The organism is Mycobacterium sp. Aquia_213 (genome assembly GCF_026625985.1).
Taxonomy (GTDB): Bacteria; Actinomycetota; Actinomycetes; order Mycobacteriales; family Mycobacteriaceae; genus Mycobacterium.
In genome coordinates this window covers 2,076,795-2,092,526 of sequence record NZ_CP113116.1, presented here as the reverse complement: position 1 = coordinate 2,092,526, position 15,732 = coordinate 2,076,795, and the positions used below count along the sequence as shown (strand labels likewise).

The window sequence follows — 15,732 nt, the reverse complement described above, 5'->3', positions numbered from 1 at the left end:
GCCCTTCGAGACCTGGTCGGCAGATGACGGCTAACCGAGGCTCTTGGCGAAACCGCTGAGGTCGCGGATGCTGGCCGCGAAAACCTCGGGCATGGCGCCGGCGAAGATCAGGTCGCCCCCATGGCAGGTACCCGCGACCAACCTGCCCACGGTTGGTACACCCGCGCGCACCAGACGGCGGTAGTAGTCCAACCCTTCGTCGCGCAACGGGTCAATTTCGTTGACTGAAATCACGTGCGGCGGTAGGCCATTGAGGTCCGCGGCGGTCGCGACGCCGGCGAAACACGTCGGATCGTTCGAGTTCTGATTGTCGGGGTCGTAGAGCGAACCCAGTAGCTCCAGCTGTTGAAGGCTGATGAAGTAGCCGTCGCATTCCCGCAGCGAGGGCAACTCGGCGGGAGCGTCGTGCCACCGGTTGGAAATGTAGGGGCACTGCGCGTAGAAGCCCGCGATTTCGTTCAGCCAGCCTTCGCGTTTCGCTTTGTGCGCCACGGTCAGAGTGAGATTGCCTCCACCGGACTCGCCGGCAACGATCACCTGGCCGACACCAAGTTCCGCGCGGTTCGCCGCGGTCCATCGAACGCCGGCGGCGCAGTCGTTCAGTCCGGCGGGAAACGGGTGCGGGCCGAGCTTTCCTCCGGAGTTACGGAACTCGACGCCGATGACGACAAGACCGGTGCCCGCGATGTACTCGCGCAGCCGCGCATATGTCGCGTCGGCCGCGCTGGCGATGGCCATGCCACCTCCGTGCAGATGCACAAGGGCGGGCAGCGGACCCTTAATGTCGGGGCGGCTGACGTAGAGCGTCACGTCGTTGCCGTCTTCGCCGGTGATCGTCGTCGTCGTAGTCGTTACACCGTTCGCGTCCGGAACGCCCGCCGCGAATATGCCGAGTAAGGCGCCCATCCCCTCCTCGGCCATCGCCGCATATGCGAGCCGTTCCTCGAGCGGCGAATCGATGGTCAGCGGCACCGTTGGCGCATTGTTGTCGAGACCCACCGGTGCGAGTGCTTCGACCATTCTCGGGTCCGCCCGAGGGTCGGTTCGCAGACAGCAATCCGGATCAGCGAGGCGACCGTTGGTCATTTTGCGACTGTACTGTCGCGGGCTGCGGCGCCGCTAGAGCGAAATGATCGGGCCGAGAAAAACACTGGGCCGTAGCGAGCTGGGCTGGCAGGGTAGCTATTCGTGCGGGTGTGGCTGAGCGGCTAGGCAGCGGCCTGCAAAGCCGTATACACGGGTTCGAGTCCCGTCACTCGCTCCATAAAGCCGTTATGGGACAACGTGCGGAGTCACCAGGAATTTCTCCCCGGTGGCTCGCTTGACGTATTCGTGGAACGCCTCGGGGCTGAGCATGCCGGCGAGTGAAACTTCTCGGGTGTAGTTGCTCGCGAACGTCGTGGTGAGCTCCGCGGCGACCCGGGCGCGCAACCGACCAAAGGTCTCAGCGCCTGCGCTTTGAATGAATGGGGTAAGCAGCCACCCTCCGACGCCCCACGCCATGCCGAAGCTGCGGGTTAGCACGGTGGGACTGGTGTCGAGTGCACCGTAGATGTACACCTGCTTGTGGACGCTCGAGCCGTAGCGCGAGTACTCGGCCGCGGTCGCGTTGGCCGCCTGCTCCATCCCGTTGAGGATCTGGCTGGCCAGGGTTCCACCACCGGTGGCGTCGAAAGCAAGCGTTGCGGAGGTCGCTTTGAGCGCCTCGACGAGATCGGTCGCGAACGACGGTGACGACGAGTTGAGAACATGAGTTGCGCCGAGGGAGCGCAGCAACTCCTCCTGCTCGGGTTTGCGCACGATATTGACCAGCGGTATCCCGTCTTTCTGACAGAGCTTGACCAGCATCTGGCCCAGGTTCGACGCCGCGGCAGTGTGCACGAGGCCCGAATGTCCTTCGCGGCGCATGGTTTCGGTCATTCCCAGTGCCGTCATTGGATTGACGAACGACGACGCTCCGTCTCTCGACGTAGCCCCCTCGGGCAGGACCAGACATGCGGAAGCATCGACCGCTCGGTATTGCGAATACATCGCGCCGCCCGCAATTGCCACGGTCTTTCCGACCAGGGCCTGGGCCGCATCGGAGGACCCCGCAGCCACCACGGTGCCCGCGCCCTCATTGCCCACCGGCAGCGATTTGTCGAGCCGCGCCGACAGCGCTCCAACGCTCCCCTCTCCCAGGGACGCGGTGACGACGGGGCGTTCGGGTGTGCCCGTGACCGTCGCTTTGGTCATGTCGGCGCTGGCTACGAGAAGCCCCAGATCTGACGGATTGATCGGCGAGGCTTCCACTCGCACCAACACCTCATTGGCACCGGGAGTCGGCACCGGAACCTGGTGCAGCGACAGTTCGAGCGTGCCATCAGACGTCACCAACGAGCGCAGCTCCAGTGCTACGCCAGGCAAATCTGCGGTCATGAGTGGTGCCTCGTTTCTGTTTGTCGGTCTACTTCACGCGTGTCAACGCGAAAGGTAGCTACACATCTTCCGTCGCCGGGTCTTCCGTCGCGTCGAGGTAAAACCAGCGGCCGGCGCGGCGCTCGAAGCGACTGCGCTCGTGCAGGCGCTCGGGGCGGCCGCCGGACTCGAACAAAGCGTTGAATTCCACCTCACCGCGATCGTCGTCGGGACCGCCCGCGACGGTGTCGATCACCTCGAGTCCGGTCCAGGTGATGCGCGGGTCGACGGTCACGTCGGCCGGCCGCGTTCGCGGGTGCCATGTGCGGAACAGATAAGCGGCGTCACCGTAGGCGAAGGCCGAATACCTCGATCGCATCAATGCCTCGGCCGATCGGGCCTGCAGCTCGCCATCGTGAAGCGGCCCGCAACAAGCGCGATAGCTATTGGCACTGCCGCAAGGACACAACGGCCCGAGGAGCTGGTCCACGTCAACAGCCTGACAGATCGGTACCGGGGATCATCACGGCCACACGGTCGCGTAGTTGCGGTAGTTCCCGTCGAAAGTGCCGCAGAAGTCCGAGTCCGTTCCGGCGAGCAGGATGTAATAGGTTTCGGGGCGGTGGTTTTCGCCGGAGGTGGGATAGGTCCAGCCGCTGTCGCACATCATCGTGGGCGTGCCGGCCGCGGCGGCCCGCCAGGTGGACCTGACGCATCCGGCGAGCTGGTCGACGTCCTGGGTGGCGCTCTTGGCCATCACCAGCATTGCGCCTCCCCAGTGCCCGTCATTGCGACGATAGGCACGCGCCCCAATACCGCTGGTGTCCTTCTGGCAACTCAGTGCCTGCTGCAGCAGCGAGAAGGGCGCTGCGAGTTGACGATCCGTGACGCCGGCCGCGGCCGCGATGAAAGTCCCCGCATCCGAACCGTCGACCTGTTGCACGTCGGGCTTTCCCAGGTCGACGAACTGCCGGGAGTAGCGGCCCTGGGCCTCGGCGTCCGCACCGCCGATAATCGGCCCGCTGCCCGTGGAGGTTACCGGGGGCAGCGCGACGCCGGTGTCGGCGTCCGCATGTGGAACCCCGGCGAACAGCGCGCACGCGGCGATACCGGCGATGATCCGATGCGTCATCTCGTCAACTCCCCGTCAGGATGCGATACTGGGCCGCCATCTGATGTTGCGCGTTGTCGAGTTGGCGGGCAACCGTTTTGATGGTGTAGCGGCCTGCGACGGCCAGACACCAGTAGCGGGGAACGAGACCGTTGGATCCGGCGACTCGGGTGCAGTGACTATCCGGAAGACCAGGAACCGGTGAAGCCGCTTGTGCAGCAGGCGTATTACCGGCAAAGTCGCCGTAGCCTTGGGCGAGCGCCTGCGCTGCCGACGGATCTCTTGTCTGGTAGACGGTGGTCAAGTTCACCGAAACGAGGTCCACGCCCGCCGCGGAAAGCAGCGGCCCGATTTGCACGGGGTCGTCTTCGAGTTGCAGCGCGCCTGCCGGCGGATAGGCGGCCCCGGACATAGAAGTGGTTTGGTCAGCCGGCGGCGGCAAGGTGCGAGCGACAAGACCAGTGGGATCCAGTGCAAGCGTGGGGAACTCGACGGCATCGGTCGGCACGAAGGTGTCGATGAGCGGAAGCTGACGATCAAGTGTGTGCCCGGCAAGTTGGGCTTCACAGTCCGGGCCGGCTGCACACCGCACAACCTGAACGAACACATAGGGACCATGTGCGGTGAGCGCGGTGAGTTCACGCACGGTCTGGGCGCCCTCTTGGAAAGTCAGCACCGTGCCGCTGGCCTCGGGGTGTCCGGGAATGGGCAGGGGGCGTTCCGGCTCCGTCACGATCGGGGTGGCGGTGGGATCACGGGGCATATTCCTGGCCGCCGTCGTCATGTTTTGAGCCGCCTGGGACGCCTCCGCGGGGTTGGCGAATCGCAGCACGGAATTGCGCAGCGCCATCTGCGGATTGACGCCCGGGGTTTGTCGCTCAGTGACGAATCCGACCACCAACGACAGGTTGTAGGCGCCCCCGCTGATCGGCGGCCACACCGCGCGTGACAGCCCCTTGGAGTCGGCGATGACGGCCGGACCGGAAGAGCTTAAGCCGATCAAAGTGGGCTCGATCTGCCAAGGCCCGACGACGTAGGCAGCCATGCGTCGGCCTTCGACGAGTCGCCCCGCACGGTCGTTGCCGGCGTTGCCCAGCGGCGGCTGTGGCGCGACGGGATATTTTCCAGGGTCGAGCATGGCAGTGTTCACCGGCGCCGCGGAGGTTGACTCGTGCGCGCGGGTGACATCGCCGGCGGTGGTGTGGCCACAGGCCGCGAGCAGTGCGGCGGCGATCAGCGAGTGTACTTGCAGCAGTGTGCTTTTCATTTTGGCCCGTGGCTACACCTTGCAGATTTTCCAGCCGTCTTCGAGTTTCAACGGCAAGCTGACGGTGCGCGTGCCCAACGTTTCGTTTTGACCCTCAAATGTGGCGTCGGCGGTATCGCCGGTGATCGCGATGTTGGTGATGTTCTTGATCGTGGTGACGCCGTTTTGGGCGCGGCTTTTCTTAACGTAATTGATTGCGGTGCCGCTGAATTGAGTCCGCATCGCGGTACACATCAACTCCAAATACGCGTCCCAGTTTTGGGTGTTGTACGCGTCCTGAAACGCCATCAAGGTCTCCCGGATCTGATCCTGGGCGGAAGGCGTGGCTGAGGGGGCCGGTGTCGCCGGGCCACCGGACGGGGCGGCGGCGGGCAGCGAAGTCGAGACGCCGCCGCGCTGGGGCTGCGCGGAACCCCCGGTCACCGTCGTACACGAGGCGGCCAGCGCGGCGGCTACACCGATGGCCCACAGGCGGGCCATGACCGGCGCGAAAGTGTTCATCGATCTCCCCCAGTGTTGCGTCATTGTCGTGGCACTTTATTCGCGGTGGCCGTGACCAACGCGGCGATGTCGGCCCCTCCCGCAGCACGGCATTGGCGGATGTCGACTAAGACGTTGCCGCGCACCATCATTCCGTGTTGACAGGAGCCGCCGCCGCGCAGGGTCGCCGCCAGTGTCAGCACCCCGGCGGTGGTCTGGGGCTGGCCGAAGTCCCACGTTTTGGCCGGCACGCCCGGTTCGGTCACGGTGACGGATTTTCCGCCGCATAGAGACCATTGCCCCTCCTGAGAGGTCAGGGCGCTGACGGCCTTGTCGCTGGGGAAAGCGAGAACCGCTTGGGTGACGCTGTCTTGCCAGGCCTGTTCGTTCATGCCGCGCAACGTTTGTACGGCCACGCCCGTGTAAGCGCCTTGCCCGTACACGCTCTGCTGCGCGGGGGCCCAGGCGCCTAGGCATGACGGGTTGTCGACGGCCGCGGAGTCGTCGAGCAGGCTGGCGCTGTCCTGCTCAAGAACCAGCGGGTCCCCATTGGCCGCGACCGGAAGCTGCGCCGCCGACAGCAGGATCGAGCGCAGCTGAGCGGGGGCGACATTGGTGGCCGGCGGCCCCTGCGGCGACGCCGATACCCCCGGTGATCCAGAGCTCCCGCGCGAGTCGGCGCCTGGTCCAGCGGAGTCGGGCCAGGCCAGCACGGTGACCGCGGCGACCAACAGCACCACGCCGGCCAGCGCGGCCGCGATCAGACCGCGGCGGCGTTTGGTAGCCGGCGGTTGCGGCCCGGGCGGTGGCGAGCCAGGCCAGGCGGACATTGTCGGCGGCTGCGAGGTGTGCGGATAGGAGCGGACGTCACCACTGGGGATGGGCGGCAGCGGCGCGAAGCGGTTGCGATCGTGCAGCGCCAAGACGGCAGCGTCGGCGAGTGCGCCCGCCGACGGGAACCGGGCGGCAGGATCTTTTGCCATCGCGACCGCAATCACGTGATCGAGGCCGGGAGGCAGCGAAGGCACCGCGTCGCTGGGTCGGGGCGGGGGTTGGAACAGGTGGGCCATCATCACGGACGCGGCGCCGTTGGTCGCCGCGAAAGGTGTGTTGCCCGTGAGCAACCGATACAGCGTGCAGCCCAACGAATAGATGTCGACCCGGCCGTCGATGCGTCCGTTCGACAGCACCTCGGGTGCGGCGTAGCCGACGGTGGCCACCACCGCCCCGGTGGCGGTCAGCCCCACGTCGTCAAGAGCGCGAGCAATCCCGAAGTCGCCGAGTAGAACCCGCTCGTTTGGGCCGACGGGGCCGGAGAGCATGAAGTTGCCCGGCTTGATGTCGCGGTGGATGACGTGGTTGGCGTGGGCGAAGTCGAGCGCCTGGGCCACCTGCGTGATGATGTGGACGGCGCGGTGCGGGGTCATGGTTCCGTCGCACAGCGCGGCCTCGGCGTCGGTGCCGTCGACGAACTGCATCGCGATCCACAGCTGGCCATCGTCGGTTTGTCCGCGGGTGTAGACCGACACGATCTGGGGGTGTGCCAGGGCGGCCGCGGTGTCGGCTTCGCGGATGAATCGCGCCCGAAAGTCCCGATCGCGCGACAGTTCGGCCGAAAGCACTTTGAGCGCGATTTGGCGAGGCAATGCCGGGTCGGCGGCCAAGTACACAGTGCCCATGCCCCCGCTGCCCAGCACCGCCTGGATGCGGTAACCGCAGACCAGCGATCCGTTTGCCAGCACCCATCAACCCTACGGTCCGGCGGGCGAGACCGATCCGTTTTTGTCGTTGGTGGCTCCGCGGGGTTCGAACCCGCCAATCGCTCCAAGGAATCGTTGAGAAACCGAAGAGGCCGACGTCCGAACCTTTTCTTAACCACTCCGCGCCAGGCGGGAGCAAAAAGGACAGACCATGAAGGCCGTCACGATCGCCACCATCGTCAAAACAGCTGCCGTCGCCATCGTCGCCAGTGGTGTGGCGCTGGGATTGGCCGGCCCGGCCAGTGCGACGTCGGGCACCATGTACGGCGACCCCGCGGCGGCCGCAAAGTACTGGCGCTATCAGCAGTATTGGGATGACTGCGCCCTCGTGTCGAGCGCCGACGTGATCGGCGAAGTGACCGGCGTAGCGCCCTCGGAGGAAGAGATCATCGACAGGGCCCAGTCGACCCCCAGCTCACAGGGCCCCGGCCCGATCTACACCCGGCCCGCCAATCCCAAGGACCCGAATTCGGGCCAGGGCATGTGGTTCAGGGACATCCCCACGCTGCTGGCGCGCTACAACGTCGGCGCCACCATTCGCAACGGCAGCGTTGAGGAACTCGAGGAGCAACTTGGCGGCGGCCACAAAGTCCTCGTCAGCGTCAACAGCGAACTCATCTGGCATGAGCCCGTCGACCAGAAAGACGAGCAGGGAAACCCGGCCCATGACCACACCGTGGTCGTGACCGGTGTCGACACCCGCAACGACGTCGTACACCTCAACGACAGCGGCAGCCGCCAGGGTCGCGACGAGCAGATCCCCTTGGCGCTCTTCATTCAGTCATGGAACAGCAGCGACAAATTGATGGCCGTCACAACCTAACGATCTTGTTGGTATGCAAGCCTTTTCATCATCGGGTGGATGTGGTGCCTCGACGTCGCGGCGCGCGGTGTGCAGCTAGCACGTCGGCGTTTGCCAGCGTTTGTGCCTGAGCGGCCAGCGTCGATGCCGCGTTGGCGTGGGCAATCGCATCGGACTCGTTGCCCGCTTCCTTGCTGTGCGCCGCCGCCAGATGCCGTTTCGCCTCGTCGAATCGAGCTCGTGCTTCGGCGCCGATGTTCTCGCGATGTTTGGCGACGTAGGCGGAGATTTGGCGCAATCTGGCGTCCGCGATGGGCAATGCCTGCCCCAACGAATCAACGCGCTGCCCATCGCTAGGGGCGACCGGCGGTGCGGCACGCCGGCGGCGAGCCCGAAGGAACAGCAGCACCACCACGACTAGGACCACGACGACGATGACGCCGATCGCGATCATCAGCCACATCCGGTGTGACGACCCCGGCGATGGCTTGTTCACGACTGCTGATTGGTTCAATCCGTCCGCCGCCGCGACCGCCGCCCCGCTCCAGTCTTTAGCGCCGACCGCGGGTTCAATCTTGTTGCTCCGCAGACTGTTTAAGTCGGCAGCGGTGAGGCCCCGCACCTTCCCCGGCACGGAGAACGCGTACGCCTTGGTGTTCGTGGCCACGGCCAGCAGCGCGTCGTGGTCGTCCATCCCGCTGGCAGTGCGGGTTTTGTCCGCCCAGTTTTCGGGCTTGAACCTGTTGAAGTTGTCGACGTAGACCACCCACAGTTGGACGTGCTGATCCTGATAGAGCCGGTCGATTGCCGAGCTGACCGTTGCCCGATCGGAATCCGTCAACGCCCCGGTGTTGTCGGTGATGTGATCCGTGAGCTTGGACGGCGGTTGTGCGCCGGCGGGAATTGCCAGCGGCAACCCCGCTGCGAGGATCGTCAGGACCACACCCACCAGGCGAACAATTCGCATATGGGTAATCTAGCCCGCCGCCGGCGGCCATCTGGGAGGAACGATCGTCCGGACCCGCCGTCCGGCAGTGTCAACGATTTCACCGCGCGTTAATAAGCCGTTCCCGCAAGGGATCTCCCGTGCCTGCGCGGCAATGGCAACCGAAAGGAGTAGTCGACTACTCACCAAATCCGTGTGCAACGGTCATAGCATCAGATCATTCTTTCCGCCCAGGCGAGGAATGCTGATGATCAAAGCCGATAAGCAGCCGGTATTAGTCGGGCTCGCTCCCAAAGTCGAAGTCATCACGGCCTCAACTGCAGAAACAAATCTCGACCGCGCCCAACAGAGTCCGTCGGTCGCAGTCAATAACGACCCTGACCGGGGACCCGACGATGACGTCGTGATGAGCCTGTTCATCCACCTCGATCCCGACCTCGACGAACGCAGTCGCGAACGTGCGGTAAATGCGGTCACCGAAGAGGCCCGCCGGGTGCGATGGAAGGCCAACACCGCGATCGTCGAGACCAGTGCCGTGCGCGCGGCGGGGTTAACGCAGATCCGCGGTGTCGCCTACGTCGAGACCGGTCTGTCCCTCAGCGCGCCACATCCGACCGGGTCCCCAACCGAAACCGCGCCCCACGACGAATCTCGTCGCGTCGCCAGCTGCAAAGAGAAGCACAGGTACGGCGCAGATGTCTTGGTCGGGATCATCGACGTCGGCGGATTCGACTTCGCACACTCCGATTTTCTGAGCAAGGGTCACACGCGGTTCGAAGCGATCTGGGACCAAGGCGGCGATACCCGACCTCCACCCTCAGAAACCGGTCGTCCCGGGCTGGCGGGGCTGAATTACGGAGCGTTGATCCGCAAAAGCCACATGGACGCGGCAATCGACGCCGCCAAGGCGCGCAGGATGGCAGCGACGCGCCTGGAACCACAGTCCCAGATGGTGCCCGGATCGCATGGCACCCATGTCGCATCGATCGCAGCGGGAAATCTCGGCGTGGCCCGCAACGCACACATCGCCGCGGTCCTCATTGACCTCGGCCAAGACTCCGATACCGCCGCAACGAGTTTCTACGACTCCACGCGTGTCACCGACGCCATCGACTATCTGCTCGATCTCGCCGCCGAGCTCGGCACGGACGGCCTCCCGCTGAGCGTGTCGATCAATATCAGCCTGGGCACTAACGGGCATGCCCACGATGCGTCAAGCCTCACCGCGCAATGGATCGACCGCGTCCTGACAACCCGTGGTCGCTGCATCTCGGTGGCGAGCGGCAATGCCGGACAGACGAAACCTGAGACGTCCGACGATCGCAACGTCATCACGGGCCGCATCCACGCGGACGGCGCGCTCCTGGCCACCGGATTGCGCCAGGATCTGATCTGGATCGTCGAAGGCAACGACACGTTCTGTGATGTCTCCGAGAACGAAATGGAGATCTGGTACAGCGCGCAGGACCAATTCGAGGTGGCAATAAGGCCGCCGGGCGGCAGCTGGAGCCAAGCGATAAGGCCGACGCAAAAGGCCTTGAACCAAGTTCTCGACAACGGAACTGTGGTCAGCATCATCAGCGAGACCTACTACCCGTCAAACGGTTTGAATCGGATCTCGATCACGTTGTCCCCATTTTCCGGAAGCAACGGCGATTCCGGCCAATGCCGGATTGCGCCTGGCCGGTGGGCGGTGCGTCTTACCGGGATAGTCGTACGGGACGGCCGATTCGACGCCTGGATCGAACGTGACGACCCTCGGCGACACTCCGACACTGGTAACGCCTGGGACTTTCCCTCCTACTTCGACGAGGGGTCCTTCGCAGACAACGGGATGATCAATTCGTTGGCATGCCCGGACCGAGTGATCGCGGTGGCCAATATCGACACGCAGGGCGAAAAGGTCAACATCACCTCTAGCAAGGGCCCGACCCGCGACAAAAGATGCAAGCCCGACATAGGTGCTGACGGCACCAACGTGGTCGCCGCGTGCGGATTTCACCCACGCGCACAGTGGAAGTCGATGACCGGGACCAGCATGGCCAGTCCGTTTGTCTGCGGCGTGGCAGCGCTGATGCTCTCCGCGAATCGACTGCTCACCGCAGCGCAGTTGCAGGGCATCATGCGCGCCACCTCGATGCCCTTGACCGGTCACGACTTCAGCTGGCGCAACGACGCGGGCTTCGGACTCATCAATGCCAACGGCTGCGTGCAAGAGGCAGCCAAATACAACCAGGGAGCGCAATGAAACTTCATGCTTTTCACGCGACTGACGGAGACTGCCTGCTGCTCGAATCATCAAAAGGCAGAAGGGTTCTCATAGACGGCGGCCGATCTCCCAGTTTTGAGGACGGCACCCGCCCGGTGCTTGACTCGCTGCGGGATGCGAACAAGGCGATTGACTTGGTCGTCGTTTCCCACATCGACGCTGACCACATCAGTGGCATCATTCCCCTTCTCGACGGGTTCGGGCAGTGGGTCGCCTTTGAGCATCGCCAGGCGACCAGTCCCCCCAGTGAACGCGCCAAGCTGAAGGAACCAAAGCTGCCGAAGCCGCCGGAAATCAAAGCGGTATGGCATAACTCGTGGCGCAACCAGCTCGGCGATCTGGTGGATCCGGCCGGCAATCTAGCCCAAGCCGTGGCCACCGCGGTCGGCATCGCGTTCGGAGGGAACATCGAGGACGTGCCGAATCCAGCCGCCCGGGCGCTCGCGAACCTGGCGACGAGCATGGCGCAGGGTGAGGACCTGATGAACCTCATCGACGGCGCGGGCGTCCCGATTCCGTTCAACAAACCCTTCGACGGAATGGTCATGCTGCAGGACCCGATTCATGTCGAAAAGCTCGGCGCCCTCAAACTCAGCGTGTTGGGACCGATGCAGGAGCACCTCGACACGCTGCGTCAGGACTGGCAAAAGTGGATCGACAAAACGGTTAAAGGCCACGGCGCAGCACGAGGCGGCCAAGGAATCGGTCAGGGACTGTCCGTCGGCGACGTTCCGCTCGGCACCGCCGTGCAAGAGTCGACCGAGCTACTCGACAAACTCGACAACGCCACGCAAATCATCGCCGAGGCGGACGGGTCCAACGTCACCCCACCGAATCGCGCATCGATCATCCTGCTCGCAGAAGAGAAGGGGCGCACGTGCTTACTGACGGGTGACGCCGCCGAACCCGAGGTGCTCGACGGTCTGAAAGCAGCCGGCCGGCTTACTGACGACAAGCCATTCCGATGCAATGTCGTGAAGGTTCAGCACCACGGCAGCGAGCACAACGTCAGCATGAAGTTCGCCACCCAGGTCCTCGCTGAGCACTACGTGTTCTGCGGCGACGGGGCATCGGGCAACCCCGAAAATTCCGTGATCAAAACGGTGGTGGAGGGCCGCCTACAGGCCGACCGGTCGACCCCTTTCACGTTGTGGTTCACCACCTCACAGACCCGACCGTCACTTACCGACCAGCCGCGGTCACAAAAAAAGATCGATGTGATGGCCAGGGCGATCAAGGAAGCAACCGATGCCCAGGACGAGCATCCCGATCTGATCGACGTCCGAGTGCTCGCCGACGACGAGAAGTTCCACACGATCGACGTCTGATAGTCCACGCCGAGGAGCGACCATGGGCAAGCGAATCGTAATCTGCCTTGACGGCACCAACAATCAGCTCAAGGCCGCCATCAACACCAACGTGGTGCGCCTGTTCGATCTGTTGGATTTGTCCAAACCCGAGGAACAGGTGGCGTATTACGACCCCGGCGTCGGCACGTTCAGTTCACCTGCGGCCTGGACACCACCGGCGCGAGCCATATCACGGTTCGCCGGCCTGACCTTCGGTGCGGGATTACGCCAAAACCTCGGCGAGGCTTACAGTTATCTGTCGTCGGTGTATGACGAGGGCGACGAGATCTTCGTTTTCGGATTCAGCCGGGGCGCCTACACCGCGCGGGCGCTGACCGGAATGATGGACGTGTTCGGCATCTTTCGGCCGGGTTCACAAAACCTGGTCCCCTATGCAGTGAGCGCATTCGCCAAACAGGAACGCCGATTCTATCTCCGGGGTCACGCCGAGACCCGGCGCAAGGAGTACTTCGAGGGCCTGCGCAAGTACGCCAAGACCCATGGGCACCACCGCCGCGATCACGCGCCGGTCCATTTCGTCGGTCTCTGGGACACGGTCAAAGCAGCCGGCACGCTGAGCCGGCAGCTTCGCTGGCCCTTCACACGTCAATTGCCGCACGCCAAGACAATTCGTCACGCGGTGTCAATCGACGAAAGCCGGCGCCCCTTCGCCGAGTATCTCGTCGCGCCGCCCAACCCGAACCACTTACTGGTCGAGAAAGAACAGGACCTCAGCGAAGTGTGGTTCGCGGGCGTGCATTCCGACGTCGGAGGCATGTACGGTCGCGGCACCCGCCTCTCTGACATAGCGCTCAAATGGATGGTGGACGAAGCGATCGACCATGGGTTGCTGGTGCGACCGGCCGGCTACGCCGACGTCGTTAAGCTCACCAATGTCGTCGACCCGACCGGGCCAATCCACAAGAACGGCGTGCTGTGGAAGGTCCTCGGCCCGGGCCGCCGCAAAGTGCCCGAAGGAGCCCTGATCCACGCGAGCGTCCAGGACCGTGCCAAAGCCAATCCGTCCTATGACAAGAAGTTGCCCAAGGCACGAATGTATGTAGACACGGACTGGCGTTCACGCCGGGCCCTGCCTCGTCCCGCTGGCTAACAGGTCACGATCGGGGTGACATGCCGACCTACAAGACAATCCACTGCGGCGGAAGGAGATCTCGCGTCGGGAATTCGTCCCGGAAATCCGCTCCGAACCACGCTTCAGGGGCGATGACGATCTTGTCGGGTTTTCGGTCGAGCCAGGCGGTCCACCAGGAGAAGCTCGAATTGCCGAGGATATGGTGTTCGCAAGCCATTGTCATTGAGAATTGTTCGCGGACAGCGAGATTCGGGATCACGGTTGCGTCGACGGGCCAAGCCTGCGATCGGCACCAGTCGAGGTCGTCCGAAAATATGAGGAATCCCCGCGTCCCCTGAGCACGCAGATGGTCCATGGCCTTCTCATAAAACGACATCGGAACCAACGGATGCTTCGGTTGCAGGTAGACGTAGTCACCGCGGCGAACCTGAAGACTTGCGGTTCCTTCCAACTCTTCGATCTCGCGCGCGTGCAGCGGTGTCAGGACAGTCCGCACGTACTCTGCGTGCGCCGCGAAATAGCGTTCGGATTGAAAAAATCCCCTGAGTTGAAGGTTCGGGGCGTAGGGAATCCGGTCGTAATGGAAGTTGGGCTCCTGATACATCGGCCCCTCGGGCAGGCTGTCGTAGAAGCATCCGTTCAGCGCGAATTCGCCCTCATACGGCCACCGCGGGAAACCATAACGATCGTCGTGGTCGCGAGCCAGCCCGATGGTGGCGGCAATCTGGAAGAGCTGATTGCCGATGCGCCCCATGCGGCCCAGCTCTGGAAAACTGATCATCCGGTGTCGTCCGGCTCTCCTACGGTTCGAACACCAGCAGCGGTTTGCTGCCGTGCTCGGGGGCTTCGGCCAAATGGACAGCGTCGCTGAACTTTTCGATTGGGATCGGCTGGCCCTCCGGCACGCGCAGCACACCGCTGTCGGCGAGCCGAAGAGTCCGGTCGATCGTCGCGGCCATTCGATCCGTCGGGGTCTCGGTGAACCAGCGGAACAACCAGAACCCCCGAACGGTCTTGGTTTCATAGATCAGTGAGCGCGCAAAGACGGGAATAGTCAGCTTGTCGGGCTCGGTTTGGCGGTGGGTCGAGAGAGCGCCGAAGACGACCAGCTGACCGCCCGGCGCCAGCGCGCGCGACACGTCCGCACCGACCTGACCGCTGACACAGTCGATTGCCTTGGACACGCCATCAAGTCCGGCGATCTCGGCCACCCGTTCGCGCAGGTCCTCGTCTTCGGTGCAGATCACCGCGTCGCCGCCCAGCCCGAGGATGTCCCCGACAGCGGATCGGCGGCGGACCACGTTGAGTGTCTTGAAGCCGACGTGCCCTCCGAGTTGGATGACCATCTGCCCCACAGTTGAGCCGGCTGCCGTCTGCAGAAGCCATTCACCGGGTCGGACATCGAGTTCGTCACCGGTCAAGATCACGGCGGTGAGCGGATTACTCAGAATCTGGGCAGCCGTGGAATTGCTCATACCGGCAGGAACGGGCAGGACCCGCTCGACATCGGCGACAACGAACTCCTGCCACGTGCCCGTGACTGCGATCGTGACGACGCGTTGCCCGATGGTGAAACCTTCTGTGCCGCTGCCGAGTTCGTCGATGACACCGACGGATTCAATTCCGGGCACGGTTGGGAACTCCGGGGTGAATCCGTACCTGCCGCGGATGGTATGCAGATCGCTGGCCTCCACCGGCACCGCTGCCACCCGGATCCGGACCTGGCCGGGACCGGGCTCCGGAATTGGGCGAACCTGCAGGTGCAAGACCTCCGATGGTTCGCCTACGGTGTCGGCGACAAGAGACCGCATGGTTGTCATCTTCCCTGATGCCCCTTCGGTCGGATCTGGGGCCAATGCTGCCACCGCGGCGAAGTTATCGGCGCTGATCCCGCCCGATCCTTAGCCGCGGCCGCAACCAGCGGATACGGTGAAGTGGATTCATCCACCACTTGATCCCGGTCCGTCAGGGTTATCAGCGACTGAAGAGGTAACACATGAGCGCCCGAGGACTGATGACCATGGACCTGACCTGTCCGGAGGGACACGTGGCGGGCCAGCTGATTCAGGGCGCCGGGCAACAGACCACCGAGATCCAGTTGCCCGATGGCGTACACGAAGAATGGCCGCGAGGCGGCGACAAAATGTACACATACCTGACTTGCCCCGGTTGTAGTCGCCGGGTGTACGGGTCAACGGAAGCGATTCAGGAGCGGGCCCTTTGGCTGTCCGAGAGTGACTCCGAGTCGCAGGGTAGAC

14 protein-coding genes and 1 tRNA gene are annotated in these 15,732 nt (G+C 63.9%); 5 read left to right on the top strand and 10 right to left on the bottom strand.

Annotated features, from left to right (window positions below):
- Positions 1-30 precede the first annotated feature (30 nt).
- Positions 31-1,086 (bottom strand): alpha/beta hydrolase fold domain-containing protein, encoded by a 1,056-nt coding sequence (locus LMQ14_RS09795; RefSeq protein WP_267734546.1) that lies wholly within the window; start codon positions 1,084-1,086, stop codon positions 31-33.
- 104 nt (positions 1,087-1,190) lie between these two features.
- Here LMQ14_RS09795 and LMQ14_RS09790 point away from each other — a divergent pair.
- Positions 1,191-1,264, top strand: a tRNA-Cys gene (locus LMQ14_RS09790).
- Positions 1,265-1,272: 8 nt separating this feature from the next.
- On the opposite strand, the gene LMQ14_RS09785 is transcribed toward LMQ14_RS09790, so the two are convergent.
- From LMQ14_RS09785 to LMQ14_RS09760, 6 genes are read right to left on the bottom strand one after another with little or no spacing between them, the layout of a single operon-like run.
- Complete coding sequence (locus tag LMQ14_RS09785; RefSeq protein WP_267734545.1) at positions 1,273-2,418, bottom strand: zinc-binding dehydrogenase; 1,146 nt, start codon at positions 2,416-2,418, stop codon at positions 1,273-1,275.
- A gap of 58 nt (positions 2,419-2,476) precedes the next feature.
- A complete protein-coding gene (locus tag LMQ14_RS09780; RefSeq protein ID WP_267734544.1) occupies positions 2,477-2,887 on the bottom strand; it encodes a YchJ family protein in 411 nt (136 codons plus the stop codon).
- Positions 2,888-2,920: 33 nt separating this feature from the next.
- Positions 2,921-3,529 carry a hypothetical protein gene (locus tag LMQ14_RS09775; RefSeq protein WP_267734543.1) on the bottom strand — a complete coding sequence of 203 codons (609 nt, stop codon included), beginning with the start codon at positions 3,527-3,529 and terminating at the stop codon, positions 2,921-2,923.
- A 4-nt stretch (positions 3,530-3,533) separates the two neighbouring features.
- A complete protein-coding gene (locus LMQ14_RS09770) occupies positions 3,534-4,775 on the bottom strand; it encodes a DUF7373 family lipoprotein (protein WP_267734542.1) in 1,242 nt (413 codons plus the stop codon).
- Between the two features lie 12 nt (positions 4,776-4,787).
- On the bottom strand, positions 4,788-5,276 hold the full coding sequence (locus LMQ14_RS09765; RefSeq protein WP_267734541.1) for a nuclear transport factor 2 family protein: 489 nt from the start codon (positions 5,274-5,276) through the stop codon (positions 4,788-4,790).
- Positions 5,277-5,296: 20 nt separating this feature from the next.
- Complete coding sequence (locus LMQ14_RS09760) at positions 5,297-6,997, bottom strand: serine/threonine-protein kinase PknH/PknJ (protein WP_267734540.1); 1,701 nt, start codon at positions 6,995-6,997, stop codon at positions 5,297-5,299.
- A 169-nt stretch (positions 6,998-7,166) separates the two neighbouring features.
- Between LMQ14_RS09760 and LMQ14_RS09755 the strand changes: the two genes are divergently transcribed.
- The gene (locus tag LMQ14_RS09755) at positions 7,167-7,838 is read left to right on the top strand and encodes a C39 family peptidase (RefSeq protein WP_267734539.1); all 672 of its coding nucleotides are present in this window, start codon (positions 7,167-7,169) and stop codon (positions 7,836-7,838) included.
- A 28-nt stretch (positions 7,839-7,866) separates the two neighbouring features.
- Here the strand turns inward: LMQ14_RS09755 and LMQ14_RS09750 are convergent, their stop codons facing one another.
- Complete coding sequence (locus LMQ14_RS09750; RefSeq protein ID WP_267734538.1) at positions 7,867-8,784, bottom strand: TPM domain-containing protein; 918 nt, start codon at positions 8,782-8,784, stop codon at positions 7,867-7,869.
- 226 nt (positions 8,785-9,010) lie between these two features.
- Here LMQ14_RS09750 and LMQ14_RS09745 point away from each other — a divergent pair, with 226 nt between their 5' ends.
- The 3 genes from LMQ14_RS09745 to LMQ14_RS09735 are packed head-to-tail and all read left to right on the top strand — an operon-like array spanning position 9,011 to position 13,492.
- Positions 9,011-11,011, top strand: coding sequence for a S8 family serine peptidase (locus LMQ14_RS09745; RefSeq protein WP_267734537.1), 2,001 nt, complete (start codon positions 9,011-9,013; stop codon positions 11,009-11,011).
- Positions 11,008-12,360: an MBL fold metallo-hydrolase gene (locus tag LMQ14_RS09740; protein WP_267734536.1), complete on the top strand. Its 1,353-nt coding sequence runs from the start codon at positions 11,008-11,010 to the stop codon at positions 12,358-12,360. The genes LMQ14_RS09745 and LMQ14_RS09740 overlap by 4 nt, the downstream gene beginning before the upstream one ends.
- 22 nt (positions 12,361-12,382) lie before the next feature.
- The gene (locus LMQ14_RS09735) at positions 12,383-13,492 is read left to right on the top strand and encodes a T6SS phospholipase effector Tle1-like catalytic domain-containing protein (RefSeq protein ID WP_267734535.1); all 1,110 of its coding nucleotides are present in this window, start codon (positions 12,383-12,385) and stop codon (positions 13,490-13,492) included.
- Between the two features lie 28 nt (positions 13,493-13,520).
- Here the strand turns inward: LMQ14_RS09735 and LMQ14_RS09730 are convergent, their stop codons facing one another.
- Both LMQ14_RS09730 and LMQ14_RS09725 read right to left on the bottom strand, forming a co-directional pair.
- A complete protein-coding gene (locus LMQ14_RS09730; protein WP_267734534.1) occupies positions 13,521-14,255 on the bottom strand; it encodes an alpha-1,2-fucosyltransferase in 735 nt (244 codons plus the stop codon).
- A gap of 19 nt (positions 14,256-14,274) precedes the next feature.
- Entirely contained in the window at positions 14,275-15,285 is a 1,011-nt protein-coding gene (locus tag LMQ14_RS09725; RefSeq protein WP_267734533.1) for a zinc-dependent alcohol dehydrogenase family protein, read from the bottom strand.
- Positions 15,286-15,732: the final 447 nt, after the last annotated feature.